General features: G+C 34.6%; 20 protein-coding genes. 15 read left to right on the forward strand and 5 right to left on the reverse strand.

Annotated elements, in window-relative coordinates; genetic code table 11:
* The first annotated feature begins 7 nt into the window (after nt 1–7).
* A complete protein-coding gene (locus tag IE051_RS17070) occupies nt 8–1066 on the forward strand; it encodes an AI-2E family transporter (RefSeq protein WP_189362630.1) in 1059 nt (352 codons plus the stop codon).
* Between the two features lie 90 nt (nt 1067–1156).
* Here IE051_RS17070 and IE051_RS17075 read toward each other — a convergent pair whose 3' ends face one another.
* From IE051_RS17075 to IE051_RS17085, 3 genes are all read right to left on the reverse strand, one after another.
* Nucleotides 1157–3037 (reverse strand): B12-binding domain-containing radical SAM protein, encoded by a 1881-nt coding sequence (locus IE051_RS17075; protein WP_189362631.1) that lies wholly within the window; start codon nt 3035–3037, stop codon nt 1157–1159.
* Between the two features lie 155 nt (nt 3038–3192).
* Nucleotides 3193–4476 (reverse strand): glycoside hydrolase family 117 protein, encoded by a 1284-nt coding sequence (locus tag IE051_RS17080; protein WP_189362632.1) that lies wholly within the window; start codon nt 4474–4476, stop codon nt 3193–3195.
* A gap of 132 nt (nt 4477–4608) precedes the next feature.
* Complete coding sequence (locus IE051_RS17085) at nt 4609–5637, reverse strand: LacI family DNA-binding transcriptional regulator (RefSeq protein WP_229796859.1); 1029 nt, start codon at nt 5635–5637, stop codon at nt 4609–4611.
* 151 nt (nt 5638–5788) lie between these two features.
* On the opposite strand from IE051_RS17085, the gene IE051_RS17090 reads away from it, so the two are divergent.
* The 10 genes from IE051_RS17090 to IE051_RS17135 all read left to right on the forward strand — a co-directional run bounded on the left by IE051_RS17090 (nt 5789) and on the right by IE051_RS17135 (nt 16170).
* Complete coding sequence (locus tag IE051_RS17090; protein WP_189362633.1) at nt 5789–6799, forward strand: zinc-binding alcohol dehydrogenase family protein; 1011 nt, start codon at nt 5789–5791, stop codon at nt 6797–6799.
* A gap of 16 nt (nt 6800–6815) precedes the next feature.
* Complete coding sequence (locus IE051_RS17095) at nt 6816–8468, forward strand: UxaA family hydrolase (RefSeq protein ID WP_189362634.1); 1653 nt, start codon at nt 6816–6818, stop codon at nt 8466–8468.
* A gap of 49 nt (nt 8469–8517) precedes the next feature.
* Nucleotides 8518–9948: a tagaturonate reductase gene (locus IE051_RS17100; protein ID WP_189362635.1), complete on the forward strand. Its 1431-nt coding sequence runs from the start codon at nt 8518–8520 to the stop codon at nt 9946–9948.
* 5 nt (nt 9949–9953) lie between these two features.
* On the forward strand, nt 9954–10781 hold the full coding sequence (locus tag IE051_RS17105; RefSeq protein ID WP_189362636.1) for an amidohydrolase family protein: 828 nt from the start codon (nt 9954–9956) through the stop codon (nt 10779–10781).
* Between the two features lie 2 nt (nt 10782–10783).
* Nucleotides 10784–11731 carry an aldo/keto reductase gene (locus IE051_RS17110; protein ID WP_189362637.1) on the forward strand — a complete coding sequence of 316 codons (948 nt, stop codon included), beginning with the start codon at nt 10784–10786 and terminating at the stop codon, nt 11729–11731.
* A 7-nt stretch (nt 11732–11738) separates the two neighbouring features.
* Entirely contained in the window at nt 11739–13061 is a 1323-nt protein-coding gene (gene fucP / locus IE051_RS17115) for an L-fucose:H+ symporter permease (RefSeq protein ID WP_189362654.1), read from the forward strand.
* Nucleotides 13062–13069: 8 nt separating this feature from the next.
* Nucleotides 13070–13411 carry an L-rhamnose mutarotase gene (locus IE051_RS17120; protein WP_189362638.1) on the forward strand — a complete coding sequence of 114 codons (342 nt, stop codon included), beginning with the start codon at nt 13070–13072 and terminating at the stop codon, nt 13409–13411.
* Between the two features lie 430 nt (nt 13412–13841).
* Nucleotides 13842–14543 carry a hypothetical protein gene (locus IE051_RS17125; protein ID WP_189362639.1) on the forward strand — a complete coding sequence of 234 codons (702 nt, stop codon included), beginning with the start codon at nt 13842–13844 and terminating at the stop codon, nt 14541–14543.
* Nucleotides 14544–14670: 127 nt separating this feature from the next.
* Complete coding sequence (locus IE051_RS17130; RefSeq protein ID WP_189362640.1) at nt 14671–15141, forward strand: hypothetical protein; 471 nt, start codon at nt 14671–14673, stop codon at nt 15139–15141.
* A 66-nt stretch (nt 15142–15207) separates the two neighbouring features.
* Nucleotides 15208–16170 (forward strand): D-2-hydroxyacid dehydrogenase, encoded by a 963-nt coding sequence (locus tag IE051_RS17135; protein ID WP_189362641.1) that lies wholly within the window; start codon nt 15208–15210, stop codon nt 16168–16170.
* 60 nt (nt 16171–16230) lie between these two features.
* On the opposite strand, the gene IE051_RS17140 is transcribed toward IE051_RS17135, so the two are convergent.
* Both IE051_RS17140 and IE051_RS17145 read right to left on the reverse strand, forming a co-directional pair.
* Nucleotides 16231–17103 (reverse strand): helix-turn-helix domain-containing protein, encoded by an 873-nt coding sequence (locus IE051_RS17140; protein WP_189362642.1) that lies wholly within the window; start codon nt 17101–17103, stop codon nt 16231–16233.
* Between the two features lie 29 nt (nt 17104–17132).
* Complete coding sequence (locus IE051_RS17145) at nt 17133–18002, reverse strand: helix-turn-helix domain-containing protein (protein WP_189362643.1); 870 nt, start codon at nt 18000–18002, stop codon at nt 17133–17135.
* A 162-nt stretch (nt 18003–18164) separates the two neighbouring features.
* On the opposite strand from IE051_RS17145, the gene IE051_RS17150 reads away from it, so the two are divergent.
* From IE051_RS17150 to IE051_RS17165, 4 genes are read left to right on the forward strand one after another with little or no spacing between them, the layout of a single operon-like run.
* Nucleotides 18165–21413 (forward strand): DUF1553 domain-containing protein, encoded by a 3249-nt coding sequence (locus IE051_RS17150; protein ID WP_189362644.1) that lies wholly within the window; start codon nt 18165–18167, stop codon nt 21411–21413.
* Between the two features lie 24 nt (nt 21414–21437).
* Nucleotides 21438–22949: a DUF1501 domain-containing protein gene (locus IE051_RS17155; protein WP_189362645.1), complete on the forward strand. Its 1512-nt coding sequence runs from the start codon at nt 21438–21440 to the stop codon at nt 22947–22949.
* A gap of 14 nt (nt 22950–22963) precedes the next feature.
* Nucleotides 22964–24094, forward strand: coding sequence for a twin-arginine translocation signal domain-containing protein (locus IE051_RS17160; RefSeq protein ID WP_189362646.1), 1131 nt, complete (start codon nt 22964–22966; stop codon nt 24092–24094).
* Nucleotides 24095–24113: 19 nt separating this feature from the next.
* Entirely contained in the window at nt 24114–25502 is a 1389-nt protein-coding gene (locus tag IE051_RS17165) for a DUF2231 domain-containing protein (protein WP_189362647.1), read from the forward strand.
* Nucleotides 25503–25504: the final 2 nt, after the last annotated feature.

The raw sequence follows: 25504 nt of genomic DNA on the forward strand, positions 1-25504 counted from the left end.
AAAACAAATGAAACCATTAAAATCTAATCCCGAGATTGATACTTTTATCAAAATCATTGTTCTTTCTATTTTAATCATCTGGAGTTTTTACATCGTAGAACCCTTTGTACTGTTATTAATGTGGTCTGTTATAGTTGCAGTAGCATTAAACCCACTTTATATCAAAGTAACTATGTTATTAAAAGGCAAAAAAAAGGGGCTTTTAGGTTCTTTGTTTATTGTTTTATTAGTTGGCCTAATTTTAATACCAACCATAAGTATTACCGAATCGATTGTTGAATCTTCAACCATGTTATATCAAAACTTTGATAATGGTACCCTTAAAATACCGCCACCAAATGCATCAGTAAATGACTGGCCGTTAATAGGTAAAAAAATATATGGTCTATGGAGTAATGCTTCTAGAGACATAGAAAGTTTTATCATGAATCATCCCGATGAAATAAAAAGCTCATTAGGCTGGTTCTTTGATTCTGTTAAGGGCTTAGTAGGTGTTATATTACTTTCTATTGTTGCTTTAATAGTCGCAGGTGTATTTATGGCATCTGCTGATGATGGCTATAAAACAGGAGTAAAATTCATGAATAAATTAAAAGAAGGTCAAGGTGAAGGTTTAATGAACATGTGTATTAGTACGATTCGTAGTGTTGTAAAAGGCATATTATTAGTTGCTGTGATTCAAGGGATATTAGCATTTGCCGGCTTTTCAATGATTGGACTTGATGCCACTGCTGGCCTATTATCTATTGTCGTTATTTTCGCAGCTATTATTCAAGTACCAGTACTTTTGGTTGTTTTGCCAGCAATTATTTATGTATTCTCATTTGCTGAAACAACACCTGCAGTTATTTTTGCAATCTACATGGTTGTTGTGTCATTGCTAGACAATGTGTTAAAACCCATGTTATTAGCAAAAGGACTACAAACACCAATGATTTTGATACTTATTGGCGCTATAGGTGGCATGATTTTTCAAGGTATTCTAGGATTATTTATTGGTCCAGTGGTTTTAGCAATCGTGCATAATCTTTATTCAAACTGGGTGAATAACACAGAAATCACCTAAAGGGTGGCCTCAAGTTTTCAGATAAGCGAGCAACCTAGTATTCACATATTAGGTTGTTATCAAATAATTATGCCCGAAGGGTGAGTTCTCTTAGATTGCCCGTGTTATAGGTTTTTTTTCTAAAAATTGTTTAATTAAATTTTTAGGATGACGCGTTGTGGCAACAGGAAAATCAAACCAATCTTGTAATTCCTTTTCAAATCCAACCTGATTCAAGTAACTCGCTAAGGCTAAATTTAACCCTTTAGTAAATTTGGTATGATCTGCCCCGTTTGGATCTTCATGATATAAGTCATTATGGGCAAACCCTTGAAAAACGGGTCCCGTTATTTTTATACCAAAAGCTTGAGGGTTCTTACCTATAGGACTATGAATTGTTGTTGTAAACTGGTGCCAAAACGCAGACTGTATACAATTCTTTTCAAACAATTGTCTGACGACCTCAAGAGAATCAATGGTTTCTTGTTCTGTTTGGGTTGGAAACCCGTACATAAGATACGCATGAACCAATATATTTTGTTCTGAAAAATTATGAGTTACTCTAGTGACTTGCGCTATATCGACGCCTTTTTTCATTTTATCCAATAATCTATCTGATGCTACTTCTAGTCCTCCAGTAACTGCTATGCAGCCTGACCTTGCCATTAACTCGCAAAGTTCTTTATCGAATGTTTTTTCAAATCTTATATTAGTCCACCAAGTAATTTTAAGTTTCTTTTCTATTAATTTTATTGCTAAAGCCTTTAACATTTTTGGCGGTGCAGCCTCATCTACAAAATGAAAACCTGTGATACCAGTATCATTAATTATTTTTTCAATTTTGCCTATCAAATCATCTGCCGTTGTATTTTGATAATTTCCAATATAATCTAAACTAACATCACAAAACGAACATTGCTTCCAATAGCATCCGTGAGATACTGTCAATTTATTCCACCTGTAATCTGTCCACATACGGTGCATTGGGTTGACGATATCCAAAAAGGACAAATATTTTTCAAAAGGTAGCCCTGAATAATTTGGCGCGGGTAAGTTCTTATGATGAAAAATAGTATTTGGCTTCTTGTCTTTGTAGACTACCCGCCCTTTTTCAAGCACAAAAGTTCTTTCTAACTCATCTATTTGCACCAAACCTTCCAGATACTTGACGATCTTAAGTAAGGGTCCCTCACCATCATCTAAAGAAATAAAATCAATATAATCAAAAACCCTTGGATCCTCAATGGCGCGTAACTCGGTATTACAATATCCACCACCAATAGCAATTTTAACTTTTGGAAAAAATTGTTTTATAAATTGGGCGCAACGTAATGCTGAGAAAAGATTCCCTGGAAATGGGATAGTAAAACACACTAGATTAGGTTTTATATGTTCCAGTTTATCTTCTAAAATAGTCAACATACAATCCTCTATTATTGTTGGTTGATAATTCAAGAATTCGGCTATCTCATTAAAACTAGAGGCTGATGTGGCAATCTGTTCGGCATATTTAGTAAATGAAAAAAAATCATCCACATTGGCACGAATAAAATCTCCTATTTCTTCGACAAACAATGTAGCATAATGCTTGGCTTTATCAATCACACCAATGTCACCAACTTCCCATCTTATTGCTGCATTTACGCTTAACAATCGGTGACCAAGTGGTAAAAAGTCCTTACCCAATATTTTCTTTGCAGTGTCAATATCTTGCTTCTGAAGGAATGCTATAACCGCATCAACCCTTGCAATGTATAGGGCTTTCATTTCCTGTATTAATGGGAAATGATTATTCCCCATTTCCTCAGCTTCTTGAAAGATTTCCTGCAAAAAATCGCCTGTAAATATTGATGTAAATAGCTCAATACTTAAATCAACATGCGATACCAAGACCTCTTTTTCTTCTAAAAACCCTTTAATATAAGCGGTCGCCGGATAGGCCGTATTTAACTGTGTAAAGGGTGGCGTAATGAGAAGTACTTTAGCTTGCATGAGACAAAGATAAAGTTCTTTATTATGCAATAGTTCTAAACCTTACTTTTTTCAAAATCCTCAAAACCATTTATCCCAGATGCGCACCATAGGACAATGTAGCTTAATCCTGAGATGAACTATAATAACAGAAAAACTGGGTATACAAATAAGTGCTAATTTTCTGTATAAGCAGCGGTAGATTTTTCAATACGCTCCTTCTGTTTGTTACTCAAACTACGTTTAAAATAATCTTCAGGGGTGTAGTTCACCCGAGGTTCTTTCATCTCAGGATCGTGTAAATCTAAACTTAAATCACAATCAAATCTGGTAAGTTTAGAATGAAATTTTCCTTTACCGCCCAAAGCTATGAAATGTGCCATTCCCCATGTAATACCTCTACCATCTTTGGTGTCATCAAACGCATCAGGAACAAATGGCGCAGCAGCATAAGGCATCATTTCTGTTATCGAGGCAATTTCAAAATTGACACCATCTTGGGCAAACTGCACCGTATTATGTTCATTGCCATCCTTATACACTAGAGCTGCGATACCATCTTTAAATGGAAAAAGCGATGTTTCGTGCCCAGATGAAATTACTGGGTTTAAAGGGTGCTTGGTAAATGGACCTAAGGGATTATCGGCTGTTGCCAGACCTTGCATTCTAATCCAATCCCCTTTTTCTCCAAAATCCGACTTGTAATACAGATAAATTTTCCCATTATGTACTAAAGGGTAAGGATCGTGAATAGAATATTGATCCCATGCACCTTCTCCGCCATTTGGTATTACAATTTGATTATATGGTGTCCAAGGCCCGTCTGGAGAGTCTGCATAAGAAACCGCCACAGGACAATCATCACCACGTTTTCCACTAGCCTCCATAAAGCCTTGGTAATACAGATAGTATTTACCCTTCCACTTTAAAATATCGGCCGTAGTTACAGCCCGCCAGCCCACTACTGGTTTCTCTGGCCGCTTAATAGCCACCCCTTGTTCTTCCCAATTAAAACCGTCAGTACTCGTGGCATACCAGATTTCACCCAAATCCCAATCGGCAGAAGGAATTACATCACTTGATTTTTCAGCCCCCTGAGGCGGTAATGGTGTATTTCTATAGGTGTACCACACATAATACTTACCATTATAAAAAATAACTTTTGAAGGGTCTCGTCTGGAGATTGTTCCATCATGGTTATTATAATCAAAACCTTTAATATCAGTGTATTTAAATTGTGAAAACAGTTCATTATTTTGAGGCTTAGTTGCCGGGTAGTTATCGTACAAACGCTCCAAAGCCCTACTAAGCTTAAACTCCGGTTTCACCTCTGGTAAGGTTTGCGGAAATATACCATACTTCAATTCTTCTGTTTCATCCAATTCCGACGAATCAGATAGATTTTGATTGCACGAAAACAATAAACTTAAAACTCCAATATATATAAGTGCTTTGTTCATTTTAAAAAACATTTTATTTTATTAAACATCTCCATATTAATTAATGTGTTTTTTTAGTATTGTAAAGAATACCTGTCGATTTTTAATTTCCCGTGTAAATTATTCCTCTTAACTAGGAAAGTTCATTTAAATTCACTTGGTTTTTAAAGATGAGTTTCTAATAATGAGTTCAGAATCAATCATCGTTTTATTCAATTTAGGATCCCATTTAGAATCGTCTACACGTTTTAAAAAGGTTTCTGCCGCCAGAGTTCCAATTAACTCACTGCGCTGATTTATTGTTGAAATAGACGGTTTCACCAACGATGTAAACGTTTCATTACTAAATCCAACCAAAGCCATATCTTCTGGTACTTGCACACCCTGCTCCTCTAAAACCTGTAAAGCACCTAAGGCAGCAAAATCGCCCGCAGCATAGACAGCATCCGGTGGGTCTGGGAGTTCCAATAGCTGGCTCATAATTCTTCTACCATCTTCAATTAAAAGAGAGCTTTCCGAAATTAAGGTTTCATCTATAGGGAGTTCATATTTTTTTAATGCATCCTTAAACCCTTTTACACGCTTTTTATAAATACGTGTATGCTTATAACCGCCTATATGAGCAATGCGCCTACAGTTTTGTTGTTTAAGATGTTCCACCACTAAAAAACTACTCTTATAATCATCAATTCCTACATAATCAACATCCAATTCATCTTCCCATCTATCAAACATGATTAGCGGTACGCCTTTAGATTTAATTTTTTCATAATGCTCTAATGATGTTGTCTCATTAGCCATTGAAGCAATGATGCCGTCCACCTGAATTAATAGTAAAGACTCAATGTTTTTACATTCTCGCTCAAACGATTCATTGGATTGGGCAATAATAACATTATATCCTTCTTTACTTAGGCGCTCCACAATTTTTTCAACTGCTAATGAAAAGAAATTACTATTTGTACGTGGAATCATAACACCTACCAAGTTACTCTTTCCTTTTCGCAAGGCACTAGCAAGGTTATTAGGCTGATAATTTAATTTCTTGGCCACTTCCTTAACTGCGATCTTAGTTTGCTTACTAATTCTAGGATGGTCATTTAAGGCTTTTGACACAGCCGAAGGTGTTATACCTAATGCTTCAGCAATATCTTTTATTGTTATTTTTTTTTTATTTCTCAAAAAAGTTATAAGTTTGTTCAATCGATTGAACAAATATAATCTATTATTTAATTTGAGCAAATATTTAGTTCGATCCTTGACAAGCAAAACGAGAATTTTGCTTTTTTTAGAAACAATAGTTCAATCGATTGAACAGATTAAAAAATAATACATGAAATACATTGTTTGTGAAAAACCAGGCGCTTTTGTTCTTAAAGAAAAAGATGCTCCTATAAGAAAAACCAACGAAGCATTGCTTAAAATTAAAAAGGTAGGTATATGTGGCACAGACTTACATGCCTATGCAGGAAATCAAGCCTTTTTTACCTATCCAAGAATTTTAGGTCATGAGTTAGCGTCAGAAGTTATTGATATTGGTAAAAACAAACGCGGTATCACAGCAGGAGATAAAGTTGTTGTCATGCCATATGTAAGTTGTGGAAAGTGTATTGCCTGCAGGAATGGAAAAACCAACTGTTGTACTAACATAACAGTATTAGGTGTGCACGGGGATGGAGGTATGCAAGAACAAATTACCGTTCCAACCGATATTTTATTACCAGCAAACCATTTGTCTGACAATGAAATGGCCATTGTGGAACCTTTAGCAATTGGTGCACATGCCATTCGTAGAGCCGCGATTAAAGCCGGTGAAATTATAGCCGTTGTTGGAGCTGGTCCCATAGGTATTGGTATTATGAAACTCGCGCAAATAGCAGGTGCAAAAGTAATAGCAATCGATACCAATGAAGAACGTTTGACGTATGCTAAAGAAAAGATAGGTGTGGATTATATTATAACCGCCGGCGCAGCGGCGGCCGAGGAGGTTTCAAAAATCACCAATGGTGATTTATGTACAGCCGTTTTTGACGCCTCCGGAAACAAACATGCACTAGAAACTTGTCCGGATTATATGTCTCATGGCGGGCGTTTTATACTAGTAGGTTTATCAAAAGGAGAGTTAACCTATACACATCCAAAAGTACACGCCAAAGAAATGACATTGATGTGTAGCAGAAATGCCACTACCGAAGATTTTGAGCATGTTATTAGTGTGTTAAATCAATTTCCCACGGAATCATTTATCACACATTCTGTGGATTATACGGAAATGATAAACCATTTTGATAGCTGGTTAGATCCCAAAACAGGCGTTATCAAAGCTACAATAAGTTTTAATTAAAAAAAGAAGAACAAAAATGTCTAAAGACTACGTTCAAATAGACCCAAGAGACAATATTATTGTTGCTATCAATCCTTTAGAAAAAGGAAGTGTAACTCAGGTTTCAGGGAAAGCAGTTACTTTAAAAGAGCATATCAAACAAAAACATAAATTTTCTTTAAACGATTTTAGTATTGGGGATGAAATTTATATGTATGGTGTTTTAATTGGTAAAGCCATAGAAGAAATTCCAGAAGGGTGTGCAATTACTATAAATAATGTAAAACATGCTTCTGCTGAATTTAAAGAAGAGAAAGAAAAGTTTACTTGGGTAGCACCAAATGTATCCAACTTTACCAATAGAACGTTTAATGGTTTTCTAAGAGAAGATGGTAAAGTAGGGACGGCCAATTATTGGTTGGTGATTCCTTTAACCTTCTGTGAAAACAGAAATGTAGATGTTTTAGAAGGCGCACTTTCTGAAAAATTGGGATATGAAACTAAGAAAGATTTTGCCGTAGATACCGATGCATTAATTAGTCAGTATAAATCTGGAGCTTCAAGAGCGACTATTTTAAATACGCCAATTATTACAACTAAAGAGGAAATGTCTAAAAACAGAACATTTCCAAATGTAGACGGTATCAAGTTTTTAAAACATGATGGCGGTTGTGGCGGTACTCGAGAAGACGCCCAGATGCTATGTCAATTATTAGCAGGCTATATCGCAAATCCAAATGTTGCAGGAGCCACTATTTTTAGTTTAGGTTGTCAAAATGCACAAATTGCCATGTTGCAAGAAGCCATTGATAAAATAGCACCAAACAACACAAAACCTGTGCACTATTTAGAACAACAACAAAGTGCTAGTGAGAGAGCCTTAATAGAAGAAGCAGTAAAACATACTTTTTTAGGGCTGATGGAAGCCAATAAATTAGAACGTAAACCGGCACCTTTAAGTAAACTAACTTTGGGTTTAGAATGTGGAGGTTCAGATGGATTTTCAGGGATATCGGCAAATCCGGCATTAGGATACGCTTCAGATTTATTAGTTGCTCTAGGCGGAAGTCCTGTTTTAGCAGAATTCCCAGAACTTAATGGTGTAGAGCAGGAATTAATAAACCGGTGTAACACCGAAGAAGATTCTAAAAAGTTCTATGACTTAATGCGTGCTTATTCGGCATCAGCCGTAGCTGTAGGCTCCGGATTTGAGAATAACCCTTCGCCTGGAAATATCAAAGATGGTTTGATTACCGATGCCATGAAATCTGCAGGAGCAGCTAAAAAAGGAGGAACTTCTCCAGTTGTAAAAGTATTAGACTATACCGAACAAGTCACTGAGCCAGGACTAAATTTATTATGTACCCCAGGGAATGATGTCGAATCAACTACTGGTTTAGTTGGTTCTGGCTGTAATATTGTTGTATTTACTACAGGCTTAGGAACTCCAACAGGCAATCCTGTAGCTCCCGTGTTAAAAATGTCTAGTAATACCAATTTATATGAACGTATGCATGATATAATCGATATAAATGCAGGGACTGTAATTACCGGTGAAGATACTATTGAAAGTATGGGTGAAAAGATTTTAGACCATATCATTAGAGTTGCCAGCGGAGAAACACCATCAAAAGCCGTATTACATGGAAACAATGACTTTATCCCATGGAAAAGAGGTGTTTCATTATAAATGAAAAGAAACCATAAAGAGAACTAACTAGAAGCACATAGTATAAATCATGCAAGAATTAAATAGAAATACAGCAAATGCAAACACCTATACGGAACGCATTATACAGTTTGGAGAAGGGAACTTTTTAAGAGCCTTTGCCAATTGGATGATTCACGAAATGAATAAACAGGTCCATTTTGATGCTGGTGTTGTTGCCGTACAACCCATAAATCAAGGACTAATTGAAGTATTAAACGAACAAGATGGATTATACACCTTATACCTAAATGGCATTAAAAACGGCAAGGCCATTAGCGAGCATCAAATTATAGACTGTATTCAAAGAGGCATTAATCCTTATGAAAACCATGCAGATTATTTAGCAGTAGCTGAAAATCCAGATTTGCGTTTTATGATTTCAAATACGACAGAAGCTGGAATTGCCTATAATGCAAATGATAAATTATATGATGCTCCGCAAAGTAGTTTTCCTGGAAAATTAACAGCATTTCTATACAAACGTTTTCAAACATTTGGAGGAGCTTCTGATAAGGGCTTGATTTTAATTCCTTGTGAATTGATAGATAATAATGGAGCGCAGCTAAAAGAAATCATTTTGAAATATGCAGACGACTGGAATCTTGGCGAGGCATTTGTAGAATGGATAAATGAAGATAATATATTCTGTAATACTTTGGTAGACCGAATTGTACCTGGTTATCCGCGAGCTAAAATGGACACAATAACTGAAGCGTTAGGCTATAAAGACAATTTGGTCGTTGAAGGTGAACAATTCCATTTATGGGTCATTGAAGGACCAAAATCTGTAAAAGAAGAAATTCCTGCAGAGGCATGCGGATTAAACATTGTTTTTACAGATAATCAAGAACCTTATCGCACCAGAAAAGTGCGCATTTTAAATGGTGCTCATACCAGTTTAGTTCCTGTAGGTTATTTATATGGCATTGATAAAGTACGTGAATCTATAGAAGACGATGTTGTTGGAGGTTTCATAAAAGCTGCTATTTTCGAAGAAATTTGTCCAACCTTAGATTTACCTGAAGCTGAGTTAAATCAGTTTGCCAATGATGTTTTAGATCGATTTAAAAATCCATATTTAGAACATGCCCTAATTAGTATTTCATTAAACTCAACATCAAAATATAAAACTAGAGTTCTACCATCAGTTTTAGAATTCATCAAAAGAAAAGGTGCATTGCCAAATCGCTTATTATTCTCTTTAGCCGCTTTAATGGCTTTTTACAAAGGCGATAGAAATGGAGAAGAAATTCCTTTAAAGGATGACCAATCAGCTTTAGATTTCTTTGCAAACCAGTGGTCTAGTAATGACATTGCTGCAATTGTAAAAGCCACTTTATCAAATACTATTTTTTGGGGTGTAGATTTAACTTCTTTTGATGGGTTAGAAGCCTTAGTATATAATCATTTGAAGGCAATTACAGAAAAAGGGATGCAAACGGCTTTAAAAGAATTATAGAACACATGGTTATAGATTCACATCAACATTTTTGGCATTATGAACCCGCAAAACACAGCTGGATTGATGATGATATGTCAGCGATTCGTCGTGATTTTTTACCAGCAGATTTACAAAAAGTTTATCGAGAAAATGGAATCGATGCTTGCGTGGCTGTTCAAGCAGACCAAACCTTAGTAGAAACTGATTTTCTGATTGACTTAGCGGATAAAAACGATTTCATCAAGGGGGTTGTAGGTTGGGTAGATTTGCGAAATGAATCTGTAAATACAGATTTAGAAAAATATAGTCATCACCAAAAAGTAAAAGGTTTTAGGCACGTCGTTCAAGGCGAACCTGATCATAATTTTTTATTACGTTCTAATTTTTCACGAGGTATATCGGCATTAGAAAAATACAATTACACCTATGATATTCTAATATTTCCACATCAATTAGGGGCAACTCTAGAATTTGTAAAACGTTTTCCAAATCAAAAATTCGTAATTGATCATATGGCTAAGCCATATATAAAAGATGGTTTTTTTGATGGTTGGGCTAATCAAATGCAAGCAATTGCCAAATATGAAAACGTATTTTGTAAAGTTTCAGGTATGATTACCGAAGCAGATTATAACACGTGGACAGAGGCTCAATTAAGTCCATACTTAGATTTGGTGTTTAGTGCTTTTGGTACAGATCGAATTCTATATGGTTCTGATTGGCCGGTATGTTTAGTGGCCGGAAATTATAATCAAGTAAAAAATATAGTAACAAATTTTATTGCAGCATTGTCTGAAGATGAAAAAGCCAAAGTAATGGGTGAAAATGCAATCAAATTTTACAACTTATAAAAATGAAAACAAAACCAACTTACATTTCAGGAGACCATAAAAAGAGTGATTTTTTTAATAACGAAAGTAGATTAGTTTTAGGCTGTTCTGGTTTGGGTGGTGTTTGGAGACCAATAGAAGAAAAGACTGCGGTTGGCATCTTATTACACGCTCTAGAAAATGGAGTTAGCGTCTTAGATACTGCACCTTCTTACAATAAATCTCAAGAATTTGTTGGTAAAGCCTTAAAACTGTGGTCAGGTAAGAAACCTTTTATTAGTACAAAAGTTGGGCGTTTAAAAGCAGATAAGGCAGAGGAAACTATAGTCGACTATTCTCCTGAAACTATGCGAAAAAGTATCTATGAAAGCTTAGAAATAATTGGGGTGGATAGTATAGATTTATTGTTTTTACACGAACCACATCTGGTACCTATAGAAAAAATAGATGAAATTATGGATTGCTTACAATCTTTTAAAAAAGAAGGTATTGTAAAATCTTTAGGTATTGGCGGCAATCCAATAGATCGTTTTTATCCTCATATGACAAAAGATAATTTTGATGTAGTCTCTGGATTTTTAAAATTAGATGCTTGTAATTTAACAGGTTTCAAAAAAGATCTTCCGCAAATTGAAAAAGAAAATATGGCTTACTACGCAGCTTCAGCTTTACACATGGGCTTATTAGGTCGTAGATTAGAACAATACAATGTTGATAGACCAAATAATGAGTGGATTTCTAATGCGGATGTCGATGTAGCTTTAGAAGTGAATAAAATTGCTCAAAAGAATAATATTCCTTTATCAAGATTGGCTTTAAGATATGTGTTTTCAATTTTAGAAGCAGATAGAGTTGTTGTTGGCCCAACAACATTGGAACAACTCAAAGATGTTTTAAATGCATGGGAAGAAGGTAAATTATCCGAAGATATTTTTAATAAAATCACCGATACAATTTCAACTTTAAGATAAATCAATGATGAGTATGACTAAAAAAATACCAGTAGTTAAAAAAGAATTATTATTTCCTTTTATAATCATCACTTCTCTTTTTGCCTTATGGGGAATAGCCAATGATTTGACAAATCCTATGGTGTCCGCATTTAAAAAAGTAATGCCAGAACTTACAAATGTTCAGGCGTCTTTGGTGCAATTTGCATTTTACTTCGGATACTTTTTTATGGCTCTACCTGCGGCATTATTCATAAGAAAATATAGTTATAAATCGGGCATTATTCTAGGTCTATCGTTATATGCTATAGGTGCGTTTCTGTTTTATCCCGCCGCTGCCAATGAGGAGTTCAATTACTTTTTAGTTTCTTTATGGGTTATTACTTGTGGACTTGCCTTTTTAGAAACAACCTCTAATCCGCTAATCCTTGCGTTAGGAGATAAAGAAACCGCTACGCAACGCTTAAACCTAGCTCAAGCTTTTAATCCTATTGGATCTTTAACAGGTATGATAATAGCTCAAGTATTTGTTATTGGCGCATTACGATCAGATGATTATACAACTGAGGCCTATAATGCATTATCATCAGATGAGTTAGCGGCAGTTCGTGAAAACGACTTAGGTATAATAAGTGTTCCTTACATTGCCTTAGGTGTTTTAGTCCTTATCATAATGGGAATAATTATTGCCACGAAAATCCCAAAAACGGCTGAAGAAGATAAAATGTCGTTATCAGAATCATTTAATAAATTAAAAAAGAATAAGAACTATCTATTCGGTGTTATAGCTCAAGCCTTTTATGTCGGTGCTCAAATTATGTGCTGGACCTATATTTTTCAATACGTTGATAATATAAATGATAGCTTGGGAACGGATTATACAGCTACATATTTTAATGTTGCCGCTATGATTTTATTTCTTGTGGGCCGATGGATTGGTACCGCCTTAATGCGCTCTATTAATCCTTCAAAAATATTAATGCTATTCGGTATTGGAGGTGTTATCATGAGTTTTGGAGCTATCATCCTTTCAGGATTACCCGGATTATTATCTCTTGTAGCTATATCTGTTTTCATGTCCATTATGTTCCCTACCATTTATGGTATTGCACTAAAAGATATGGGTGATGAGGCAAAAATAGGCTCTGCAGGCTTAGTTATGGCCATTGTAGGAGGAGCTTTAATGCCGGTAATTCAGGGTAGTATTTTAGACTGGGGAGGTTCTGGATTCTCAGATATTATGGTTTTTGGGTTTATCCCGGAGGTCAACTTCTCGTTCATATTACCTTTGATCTGTTTAGCTGTTGTGGCTTTTTATGGTTTTATTACCTTTAAAAGACAATCTAATTAAAAAATAAAATGAGTTTAAAAAGATATTGTTACTCGTGTGATTTAAAAGATGATTCTAAATTAATCGCAGAATACAAAGCCTACCATGCTGCTGGTAAGGCCTGGCCAGAAATTACTAAAAGCATAAAAGATGCAGGTATTGTAGATATGGAGATTTACTTAACCGGCAATAGAATGTTCATGATTATGGAAGTGGATGAAACTTTTGACCCAGAAAAAAAGGCTGACATGGACGCTAACAATCCCAAGGTTCAAGAATGGGAAAATCTTATGTGGAATTACCAAAAAGAGCTTCCTTGGGCCAAAAATGGCGAAAAATGGACTGTTCTAGATCAAATATTTAAACTATAGAATATCATTATTAATAAAATATCTGCCTGATTAGACATATCCCAGAATAATAATGAATTCTATTTTTCTAGAACTGATGGTCACTTCAGGTTCTTCTCGTGTTTATTAATTCTCCATTTAATCAATGCTTTCACTACCGCCATTAAATAAGACCTCATATTAAAACAAATCTACTTTCGTTTTTAAAACTCTAGGAGATAAGCATTGCCTTTGTTAAGAAAACTATTATAAACAGAGGATTAGAGCAATGGTTCTATTGAGTTAATAATCAGAACCAACACCTCTCATGTAAAAAAAAGAGAAATATTGTTATAAAAATCACTGTGATACGTTTTTAATGTATCGATTAATTTATATTTGTTTCTGAAATGAAGTAGCTTTCTTAAACTATTCAACACCTATATTTTAAACGTTTTAACTCATCCTAATTATGTCTATAATCAAAACCGTATCATTAATTAAAACTAATTCTAGTAAACTAGTTTTACTAGTTCTTGCTTTTTGCTTCTTTGCTTGCTCAACCGTTAAAGTGGTTAACTCTTGGTCCTCAGATAATATTGAGACCTTAGAGTCAAAGAAAATATTGGTAATTGTTAAGGCTAAAAAGGAAAAATCTAGAAAAACCTTAGAAGATAAAATTGCGCAAAAATTAAGAGGTGCAAAATTCGATGCTGTTGAAAGTTATACCCAATTTTCCCAATTAAATCCTAACGACACTTTAACAGAAGCGGATATTGATAAAATTAAACAGCAATTTAAAGAGAAAGGATTTAACGCTGTAGTTTATAGCGCTGTAATTGGTGTTGAAAGACTTTCTAAAACCACGGTTTCTGGAGGCTATGAAGCAGGAACAACCCTAGGTGCGCCGGCTTATATTAATACGATAGGTTTTTATGGCTTCTATACAAGTCCAATACCTACCCCAGCATTTAAAGGCGTATATGAAGAACCAACATATGATGTTCAAACTGCTAAAGTATACGTATTAGAAACTAGAACGTATGATTTGGATTTGCCTGAAAAAGAGCAATTGGTTGCCATAGTAACCTCTAAAATAGAAAATGTTGAAACATCTCATAATTTAGTTAACAACTATGCCAAGGCTGTGCTTGAAAATTTAACTAAAAAGTAAAACCTTTTAGTTATCCTTTTAGTTTTAAGTTTATTTGTTAAAGATTCTAGTTTTCTGTAATTACAGAATACACTTTCTTTTCTGTGTTTTTTTTCGTAAATTGTTGAGAATCAAAACGCCAACTAAAATGAAAACTCATGCACTTTTACTCTTAGGGTTGTTTATTATCAGCTTTTCCTGTAACAAAGAAAACAAAAACAGTACTGCAACCGTTGAAAACAAAATTGATCATAAAAAAACATCTATAGTTGGTACTTGGGAACGAACAAGCTTTTCTAATTATAGTGGTGATGAAGTGCACAGCTTTCAATCCTCTGTTGAAAATAAGCATATTAAGATTTTTACGAATTCCAAAGTTATATGGTGCCGAAATAATGCAGCCGACTCTACAGAATGGTTCGGTTTTGGGAATTATAAATTAACAGATACACTGCTTACTGAAACTCTAGAGTTTGGATCTAAAAGTATGCAAGTTCCGAAAGATAGTGTTTCAGTTTATGAATTCACTTTTAAACTTACAGACGACACCTTCAGTCAAATTCAATTTGATTCTGAAGGTCATCCTATTTTTTCAGAAAATTACGTCCGTGTTGAATAATTAATATTTTTTACGAAACTCCGCCATAAACACTACCTTTAGAGTCTTTATTACACAAAAAATTATATGAAGATAGTAGTATTAGACGGATACACTCTTAATCCGGGAGATTTAAGTTGGGACCTATTTGAGGCCCTTGGAGAACTAACAGTATACGATAGAACTCCAATGGACTCAACGACCATTTTAAACAACATAGGTGATGCAGAAATTGTTTTTACAAATAAGACACCTTTAAATGAAAATACTATTTCAAGGGCGCCAAACGTAAAATATATTGGTGTATTGGCTACAGGTTATAATGTTGTGGACATCATTAGTGCTAGAAAACAAAATATCACTGTTACTAATATACCTGCTTACAGTACACTTGCAGTGGCTCAGTTTACCATGGCTTTATTGTTAGAAATGTGCCACCATATTGGTGATCATGCTACAGCAGTAAGCAACGGCGCATGGTCTAATTGTCCTGATTTTAGTTTTTGGAATTCACCTTTGATAGAATTGAATGGTAAAACTCTTGGTATTATAGGTTTTGGTAACATTGGCCAAGCCACGGCTAAAATAGCTCAAGCTTTTGGTTTAAAAGTTATTACGTATAGCAGAACAATTCAACCCGAAAATGAAACTGTAAATTGTAAGTATGTTAGCCTAGATGAACTTCTTAATAATTCTGATATTATCAGTTTACATTGTCCTTTAAATGAAGATACAAAAGGTATTATTAATAAAAGTAATATTGAAAAAATGAAGGATGGTGTTATGTTAATCAACACATCTAGAGGCCCCTTAATAATCGAAGAAGATTTAAAAGATGCACTTAATAGTAATAAAATTTCGGGTGCTGGTATAGACGTTGTTTCAATGGAACCCATTTTACCAAACAACCCCTTATTAAAAGCAAAAAACTGCATTATTACACCTCATATAGCTTGGGCTCCTAAAGAAGCTAGAAAACGTCTAGTAAACACCGCAATAAAAAACTTAGAATCATTTCTAAAAGGAGAACCCATTAATGTGGTGAACTAGCCAACCATAAAAAAGCAATACATTCTTTCCTTATGGCTTATTAAAAATTGGATTGATTTATTATACGTTCATTTGCTCTTTGCGAAAATGGGTGGGCGTCCTTCCAGTAAATTTTTTAAATATTTTTGAAAAATATGAAATATTTAAAAACCCAACTTTTTCTGCTATTTCCAACAAAGAATCATCGGTTGTAAGCAGTAATAACTGTGCCCTTTCTACCCTTTTTGATTGGATGTATTTATTAGGACGAATACCAAATTTTTCAAAAAAACTTCGAGAAAAATGATCCTTACTCAAATTATTAAATGACGCCAATTCACTAATAGTAAGATCTTTATGCAAATGTTCTGCTATATAAACCAAAGTGTTTTCTAAAACAACTTCACTCTTACCATTAGGCTTGTCCTTATGTTTTACATCTCTAATAAATCTAGAAAACAAAATCTTTAATATCCCAGTACTTTCAACAAAATGACTCGTAGACAAATCATTATCTTTTTCACTCACACCAAATAGTAAAGGTTTATTATTGTAAACACTAGGGTCATTATTTATAAGAACCCTATTGGGGTTAATTTCAAGTAATCTTTTAAAATGATATTGATCCAATTCATTAGCTTTTAACTCATATTCAAAATCCTCAATATTATATGTAGACAAGCCATTGATAACCTCTTCTATAAAACTGATGTAATATTGTTCGTGATAGCTATTGCATTTATACCTACTGTATGTATTACTTGGTATTAAATACATATAGCCCGCTTTCAATTCAAACTTCATATTATTATGGTAAACATATGCATTTCCAGAAGTTATTAAATACATTCTTGTAAAAGGGCTTATGACATTATCAAAATCCCATTTACTATCTAAGCTAGCAAATCCTATATTAAGTAAATTCAGTTTTAATGACGCCAAATAGTTCTGCATAAAGTAATTTAATAATTAAAAGGATTGGACTATAAATTAAAATGTGTTTTTCTATAACTTGCAGGTGTATTACCAGTTATTTGCTTAAATATTCTTGAGAAATAAGCAGCGTTTTTAAACCCAACATCTTCTGCTATTTGCTTTAATGAATCTTGTGTACTTAATAACAATAATTGAGCTCTTGCAATACGCCGGGACTGTATGTAATGTACTGGTCGCATGCCAAATTTTTTAATAAAACTTCTAGAAAAATGATCCGCACTCAGCCCACAGTACTTTGATAGTTTCTCTACAGTAATAGGCGAATTCAAATTTTTAGCAATATAAATAAGAACTTTATTTAAGTCTCTATAATCACCACCCTCTAAAACTACATGATCTCTCTGCATTATGAATCTTGACAGCAATACTGAAATAATGCCTTGAGTTTCCAAATAATTGCTAGAAGCGAAACTTATATTTGCCTTTTTATCCTTCTGAGTTAATACTTTTCTAATTTGTGGTTTTGGTGTACTATTCTTTATTTCTAAATCTGGATTTAATGTCATTAATCTATTAAAATAAAGCACATCTGAAGCATTGGCTTTTACTTCAAATCTTAATTGCTTCAAATTAGCCACAGACAAACCTGGTTCTATTTCTTCAAAAAAACTGAGATAATATTGTTCATGGTATTCTTCGCAACTATAACTATTGTAAATATAACTTGGCACTAAATACATATAGTCCGGCTTTAAAACAAATAACTGATTTGTATGATTCATAACTGCAGTACCTTTCGTTATGTAAAACAACCTCATGAATGGACTTATAACATCGCTATAATTCCAATGATGATCTAACTTAGCATGGCCTACATGTAATATATTTAATTTTAACGACCGTAATAAATCATTCATTTTTATAAATCTCTCTTGAAAATTAAAAGTGAAATTAGTAAAATATGCCCATTTTTTTGCCCTACAACAAAGTAATATCGGAAAAGTATAATTTTTTGACTGATTTGAGTTCACTTTTTCTTCTTGATAAAAGATACTTTTGTCTTAATCAATTTTTAGATTATGAAAGGTATGAGAGTTTTTGTTCCACTATTAGGAGCACTATTTGCTGTGGCTTGTGGTCCCGATTTACCGGAGACTATTGCCATTGAATATGATAAACTTCCAAATGAAATAGATTTCAATCAACATGTAAAACCCATCTTGTCAGATAAGTGCTACTTTTGTCATGGTCCGGATAAAGGCAAAATAAAAGGAGGATTGCAATTGCATACTGCAGAATTAGCTTATTCTGAATTACCCGAATCTTCAGGGAAATTCGCTATAAAACCAGGTAATTTAAATAAAAGTGAATTTTTTCATCGCATAATGACCGATGACCCAGATCTTTTAATGCCTGAACCATCCTCTCATTTATCCTTATCAGACTATGAGAAAGCGATACTTATAAAATGGATTGAAGAAGGTGCCGAGTACAAAGCGCATTGGGCATTTTTAAAACCAGAAAAACAACGTATTCCGGTTGTAAAAAATGATCAATTCGTAGCGAACCCAATTGATAATTTTGTTATCTCAAAATTAGAACAGTTGGGTTTAAACCCCTCTAAAAAAGCCGATAAAGAATTATTACTTCGCAGAGCTTCAATAGATTTAACGGGCCTACCTCCTACTCTTGAGGAAATGGATACCTTTATAAAAGACACCACTGAACATGCTTACGAAAAACAAGTAGATAGACTTTTAGCATCCAGTAATTATGGTGAACAACGAACTTTAGATTGGATGGATTTATCTCGTTATGCCGATACCCATGGCTATAGTGTAGATAAATTCAGGGATGTCTCGCCTTGGCGAGATTGGGTGATTGAAGCCTTTAATAATAATATGCCTTATGATGAATTTATTCTCTGGCAATTAGCTGGAGATTTATTACCAAATGCTACCAGAGAACAAAAATTAGCAACAACCTTTAATAGGTTACACCCGCAAAATTTGGAAGGTGGAATTATTGATGAAGAATTTAGATCGGAGTATGTTTCTGATAGAACAGCTACAGTATCTCAAGCCTTTCTTGGCCTTACCGTGGCCTGTGCAAAATGCCATGATCATAAATACGACCCTATTTCTCAGAAAGACCACTTTGAAATGTATAGTTTCTTTAATAATGTTAATGAAACTGGTCTGATTCCTTGGGATTTGGCAACTCCAGTTCCCGCAATGATGCTCCCTACAAAAGAGCAAGAAGATATAATAGCTTATTTGGAAACTCTTGTAAATGACACTGAAGATCAAGTAGAATCAACGGCAAACTCTGAACGTAAAAAAGCAGATCATTGGATTGAGAATCTTGGTTATAAAACCATTTCTACAAACAAACAGCCAAATGAATTAGTTGCGGCATTTAATTTTGATGATGAAAAACTTGTAAATCTTATTGGTGGTAATGGTAGAAATCATATAAGAATGCGTCAGCAATTTGTTGATAATGAAAAGCCTATTTACAAAAAAAGAGCGCATGGAAAAGCCCTTTTTATGGATGGGGATACATGGTTGGATCTCGACAAAATTGGTATTTACCAAAGGAATCAACCTTTCTCTATTGGTATTGATGTTTTTATTCCTAAAGATTTAAGTACTGGCGTTATTTTTCATAAGATGAATAGCCCTGAGTTACATAATTTTAGAGGCTATCATTTAAAAATAAAGGATAACAAAATAGAGGCTTTATTGGCTCACGTTTGGCCAGACAACTCAATTGTAGTGGAGTCTTTAAATGATATTCCTAAAGAACAGTGGGTTCAAATCACTATGACGTATGATGGTTCTAGTAAAGCCAGCGGTTTGGGAATTTATATGAATGGCGAAAAATTACAAACTAAAACTAATTTCGATAATTTATATAAGGATATCATTTTTCATGGATTAAGGCTATATGGTAAAGAAAGTCCACGCATAGAACCTGGATTGCGTATAGGAGCCGTTTGGAGAGGAAAAGGAATTCGAGGAGGAACTATTGACAACCTTTTGGTTTTTAAAAAAGAACTGAGCGATATTGAAGTTTTACAAATTTCAAATGCTGATGCCTTGAACAAAATAAAAAACAAATCTTATTTAGAGCTAACCGAAATTGACAAAGACAAACTAGCTAAGTACTACTTATCTGCGCATTCAAAATCATATAATAATATACTTGATAAACTTGAAAAAGACAGACTAGTTCTTGTAGATAGCATGAACAACGTTAAACAAATAATGGTGATGAAAGAAATGGAAACACCAAGGCAAGCCTATGTTTTAGATAGAGGGCAGTACGATGCTCCAACTGATTCTGTTTTCCCTGGTACACCAGAACGTATTTTTGCATTTCCAGATAGCTTACCCAAAAATAGAATTGGGTTGTCTAAATGGTTAACCCACCCGGATAACCCTTTAACGGCCAGAGTAACAGTAAACCGGTACTGGCAAAACATTTTTGGAAACGGTCTTGTAAAAACGTCTGAAGATTTTGGTAACCAGGGCGAAATGCCGAGTCATCCTGAATTACTAGACTGGTTGGCTATTGAATTTATTGAATCTGGTTGGGATGTTAAGAAATTACATAAGTTAATTTTAATGTCTAACACCTATCAACAGAATAGTATAGCCACTCCAGAATTATTGAGTATGGATAAGGAAAATAAGTTTTTAGCCCGAGGTCCAGCTAAGCGTTTAACTGGAGAAATGTTACGAGATAATGCTCTTTTCGCTTCTGGTCTATTAAGTCGTAAAATAGGAGGTCAAAGTGTTTACCCCTATCAACCACCTGGTTTATGGAGTGTAAGCGGCGGAACCTATAAAACGGGTAAAGATGAAGAGTTATACCGAAGAAGCATGTATACTGTTTGGAAACGTACAGTGCCACATCCTACCCTTGCAACATTTGATGCTCCAACAAGAGATTTATGTACCACTAGAAGGCAGGAAACTAACACACCTTTGCAGGCATTAGTACTATTAAATGACCCGACCTTTATTGAAGCTGCTAGAGTTTTAGGCAAAAAAATGACGGCCTTTGATACTGTGGACCAAGCTATTTCTGTAACGTTTAGAAAACTGACTGGACGAAAAATTCAAAGCAACGAATTAGACGTTTTAAAGACTTTACAGCACTCTGAGTTAGAAAAATTTAGAGAAAATGAAGCCAAGGCTGAGGGTTGGATAAGCCTTGGAGAATATGCCTTAGCTGCAAACGATGACAAAGCTCTGGTAGCGGCAAATGCAGTTGTGGCATCTACCATAATAAATTCAGACGCTTTTATTACAAAACGATAGTATTGAACAAAAAAACATTGAAACATGTGCGACCATCATGATGAATTAAAATCTAATAATAAAGATTTTCAAAGTATTGAAAAGCAATTAGACCGCAGACACTTTTTAAAGAAAACATCTTTAGGTCTAGGGGCCTTAGCACTAGGAAGTTTACTGAATACAGAAAAAGCTTGGAGTTCCATTGGAACGCCTAGTCATACGGATGCTATTTTAGAGAATTACAACAAAAATCGTTTAGGATTACCACATCATTTACCAAAAGCAAAACGTATCATCTATCTATTCCAAAGTGGTGGCCCTTCTCAAATGGACCTGTTTGATTACAAGCCTAAATTGGTTGATATGTTTGGTCAAGATTTACCAAAATCTGTTATTGGAAAAACAAGACTAACAGGTATGAGCGGAAGTCAATCTACTTTACCTGTTGCCCCTTCAATATTTAATTTTAAGCAATACGGAGAATCTAGGGCTTGGGTTAGTGATTTGATGCCTTATACTGCTGAAGTAGTGGATGAATTGTGCTTCATGAAAGGCATGCAAACCGACCAAATTAATCATACCCCAGCGATTAACTTTTTCCAAACAGGACATCAATTGCCAGGCCGTCCATCTGTTGGTTCTTGGTTAAGTTATGGATTAGGTTCAGACAACGAAAACTTACCTACATTCATTACCTTAATTTCAAAAAATGCCAAAGGACAACCTTTAAATGCTAGTTTATGGGGTAATGGCTTTTTACCAACGGAACATCAAGGTGTTCAATTTAGGTCAGGTAAAGATCCCGTCTTATATTTAAATAATCCTGATAATTACGATGGTACTGATCGTAAAAAAATGTTGGATTACTTAGGTAAATTGAATTCACTTCAACATGATGCCTATGGAGATCCGGAAATTCAAGCTAGAATGGCACAATATGAAATGGCCTATAAAATGCAAACATCTGTTCCTGAAGTTACCGATATATCAGATGAGCCAGACCATATTTTTGAAATGTATGGAAAAGATAGTAGGAATCCCGGAACTTATGCTGCCAATTGCTTAATGGGTAGAAAACTTTTAGAAAAAGGTGTAAAATTTGTTCAGTTATTTCATCAAGGCTGGGATCAGCATATTGGCTGTCCTGACGGTTTAAGAAATCAATGTAAAAAAACCGATCAAGGTACTGCTGCTTTAATTAAAGATTTAAAGCAACGCGGTATGCTAGATGACACTCTCGTAGTTTGGGGTGGTGAATTTGGAAGAACAGTGTATTCTCAAGGCCAATTAACGGATACAAATTACGGACGAGATCATCATCCAAAAGCATTTACCATGTGGATGGCAGGTGCTGGTGTGAAACCCGGATTTCAATATGGAGAAACAGATGACTTTAGTTATAATGTCATTAAAGACCCATTACACGTTCATGATTTTCATGCTACATTATTGCATCTATTTGGTATTGACCATGAAAGATTAACCTTTAAACACCAAGGACGGCGATATAGATTAACAGATGTACATGGCCATGTTGTTAAAGATTTATTAACCTAAAAAAACTAACTTTTATGTCTTCAAGACGAAATTTTATAAAAAAAACAGGATTAGCTGGAGCTGCGTTAACGGCTACGTCATCAGTTTTTGGAGCTGCTATAATAACTAAAAAGGAAATATCAACCCATTTGCTTAATGAAACAGATACTATTCTGGGACACGGCGACTACAAATATAAACTCACAAAGAATTGGGCTCAAATAAGTGCAACTAGAACCCCGTTACTCAATTGCCATGAGATGGTAATGGATAGAAAAGGACGCTTAATAATGATTGGAGACCATCCTCAAAACAATATTTTGATTTTTGATAAATCTGGCAAGTTACTCGACTTTTGGGGTACAGCCTATCAAGGAGGTCATGGGTTAACATTGCATGATGAAGGTGGAGAAGACATGCTTTACATTACTGATTCGGGATGGGCCTTGGGCAAAAACAACAAAATGGTAAAACATAATGGTCGTGTAGCAAAAACAACGGTTGAAGGAAAAGTCATTTTTGACATCGGTCACCCTCAAACTATTGGTGTTTACAAACTTGGTGAAGATTTTTGCCCTACTGAGACCGCTATTGGACCTAACGGAGATATTTATGTTGCCGATGGTTATGGTCAAAGTCGTATTATTCAGTATGACGCTACCGGAAGATATATTCGTCATTGGGGTGGTAGCGATAATCCAGACCCTAACTACAACTTAAGTAGCGCTCATGGTGTAGCCATTGATTATAGAGAAAAAGGTAATCCTATGATTGCCGTTACTTCGCGTTCACAAGAATGTTTCAAATACTTTACACTAGATGGTAAGTATATAAAAACCATAGAAATGCCTAATATGCAAGTATGTAGAGCCGTTTTTGACGATAACAACCTATATGCAGGTGTATGTTGGTCCCAACCTAAAGTGGGAAAAACCAATTGGAAAGATCATACTGGTTTTGTAACCATAATGGAAGGCGACCAAGTGGTTTCAAATCCGGGAGGCACTAAGCCCGAATATATTGATGGTGTATTACAAAAGTCTTTTCAAATAGAAGAAAAACCTATTTTACATGGCCATGATGTTTGCATAGATGAGGACAAAAACCTATACATCTGCCAGTGGAATGCCAACCACAGTGCACCTTACAAACTAGAACGTGTATAACTAATTTATAGTATATTTTATGAATGAAGCGCCAGACTTTATATTATTTTTAGGAAGATTTCATCCACTTGTTGTTCACTTACCTATTGGGTTTTTAATTTTTGCATTTCTACTGGAAATTCTAGGTAGAAAAAAGAAATTTGAAGCCACCAAGGCTGCAATTCCTCTAGCCATATTTTTAGGTTTTGCCTCATCTGTTGTTGCATGTGTTTTAGGATACATGCTGTCCCTAAGTGGCGATTACAATAATGATGCTTTAGATACACACTTTTGGTTTGGACTGGCAACTACAGCTCTGACATTATTAGCTTGGCTAATTCGTGTTGAAATAATCAAACTACCTAATAAAAATAAAGTTAGAGTCAATATTTCAACTATAACTTTAGTGGTCATTTTACTTGGTGCTACTGGACATTATGGAGGGAACTTAACACATGGCGGTGATTATTTAACAAAATATGCACCATTCAATAAAAAAGAAAAAAGAGTACTTGCAACGATAGACAAAGTTGACGATGCCATTGTTTTTGATTATTTAGCACAGCCTATTTTGGAGAATAAATGTGCTAGTTGTCATAATGAAAGCAAGAAAAAAGGCGGACTATCATTTCAAGATTCTATATCCATAGTCAAAGGAGGAAAATCAGGAGCAACTTTAATAGCCGGAAATGCTTTAGAATCTGAAATGATAAAACGGGTATTACTAAATCCAGATCATGAGGATTTTATGCCACCAGAAGGAAAAACACCCTTAACAACGGAAGAAATAGATATTCTTACCTATTGGATTAACCAGGCTGATGCAAATTTTAGTTCTAAAGTTTCAACAGTAGAAACTTCAGAAGATATAAAGCAAATTGCGTCAAAAATGTTAGGCTTTAAAGGAACTCATAAAAAAGGACAGACCGATCTTCCTACCGTAAATAAAGTAAGTGAAGAAGCTTTAAGAACTATTAAAGCTGAGGGATTTGTTCTAAAAGAATTGGTTTTTGATTCCGGATTATACGAGGCTGTATTACCTGAAAATTCTATAACGGAAAATAATGCTTCTGCATTGGATATTAAACTTGAAAAATTATCTAAAATTAAAAATAATATTATTTGGCTATATCTTGAAAATAATCAGCTAAAAGATAAACACTTAAAACAAATTAGTCAATTTGAGAATGTGCAGAAATTAGTAATTGACAGAAATAACATTACCGATACAGGGCTATATGCACTAAGAGATCATAAAAGTTTAAATAGCCTAAATGTTTACAACACAAGTATTACCAAGGCAAGTTTAAAAACCTTTTCAAGCATGAAAAATTTACAGAAAGTATACGCATGGCATACAACTATTAATAATAATGATTTAAATGAACATAAACCTGAAGATGGACCAGAAATAATCTTAGGAAATTAAAA

It is taken from the genome of Algibacter mikhailovii, assembly GCF_014651495.1.
Taxonomy (GTDB): domain Bacteria; phylum Bacteroidota; class Bacteroidia; order Flavobacteriales; family Flavobacteriaceae; genus Algibacter_E; species Algibacter_E mikhailovii.

Coding starts and splice junctions, on each gene's coding strand:
- IE051_RS17150 (WP_189362644.1), top strand. CDS start 18,165: ATGAAAGGTATGAGAGTTTTTGTTCCACTATTAGGAGCACTATTTGCT.
- IE051_RS17110 (WP_189362637.1), top strand. CDS start 10,784: ATGAAAACAAAACCAACTTACATTTCAGGAGACCATAAAAAGAGTGAT.
- IE051_RS17160 (WP_189362646.1), top strand. CDS start 22,964: ATGTCTTCAAGACGAAATTTTATAAAAAAAACAGGATTAGCTGGAGCT.
- IE051_RS17100 (WP_189362635.1), top strand. CDS start 8,518: ATGCAAGAATTAAATAGAAATACAGCAAATGCAAACACCTATACGGAA.
- IE051_RS17090 (WP_189362633.1), top strand. CDS start 5,789: ATGAAATACATTGTTTGTGAAAAACCAGGCGCTTTTGTTCTTAAAGAA.
- IE051_RS17140 (WP_189362642.1), bottom strand. CDS start 17,103: ATGCAGAACTATTTGGCGTCATTAAAACTGAATTTACTTAATATAGGA.
- IE051_RS17095 (WP_189362634.1), top strand. CDS start 6,816: ATGTCTAAAGACTACGTTCAAATAGACCCAAGAGACAATATTATTGTT.
- IE051_RS17130 (WP_189362640.1), top strand. CDS start 14,671: ATGAAAACTCATGCACTTTTACTCTTAGGGTTGTTTATTATCAGCTTT.
- IE051_RS17105 (WP_189362636.1), top strand. CDS start 9,954: ATGGTTATAGATTCACATCAACATTTTTGGCATTATGAACCCGCAAAA.
- IE051_RS17075 (WP_189362631.1), bottom strand. CDS start 3,037: ATGCAAGCTAAAGTACTTCTCATTACGCCACCCTTTACACAGTTAAAT.
- IE051_RS17125 (WP_189362639.1), top strand. CDS start 13,842: ATGTCTATAATCAAAACCGTATCATTAATTAAAACTAATTCTAGTAAA.
- IE051_RS17155 (WP_189362645.1), top strand. CDS start 21,438: ATGTGCGACCATCATGATGAATTAAAATCTAATAATAAAGATTTTCAA.
- IE051_RS17145 (WP_189362643.1), bottom strand. CDS start 18,002: ATGAATGATTTATTACGGTCGTTAAAATTAAATATATTACATGTAGGC.
- IE051_RS17070 (WP_189362630.1), top strand. CDS start 8: ATGAAACCATTAAAATCTAATCCCGAGATTGATACTTTTATCAAAATC.
- IE051_RS17080 (WP_189362632.1), bottom strand. CDS start 4,476: ATGAACAAAGCACTTATATATATTGGAGTTTTAAGTTTATTGTTTTCG.
- IE051_RS17165 (WP_189362647.1), top strand. CDS start 24,114: ATGAATGAAGCGCCAGACTTTATATTATTTTTAGGAAGATTTCATCCA.
- IE051_RS17120 (WP_189362638.1), top strand. CDS start 13,070: ATGAGTTTAAAAAGATATTGTTACTCGTGTGATTTAAAAGATGATTCT.
- fucP (WP_189362654.1), top strand. CDS start 11,739: ATGAGTATGACTAAAAAAATACCAGTAGTTAAAAAAGAATTATTATTT.
- IE051_RS17135 (WP_189362641.1), top strand. CDS start 15,208: ATGAAGATAGTAGTATTAGACGGATACACTCTTAATCCGGGAGATTTA.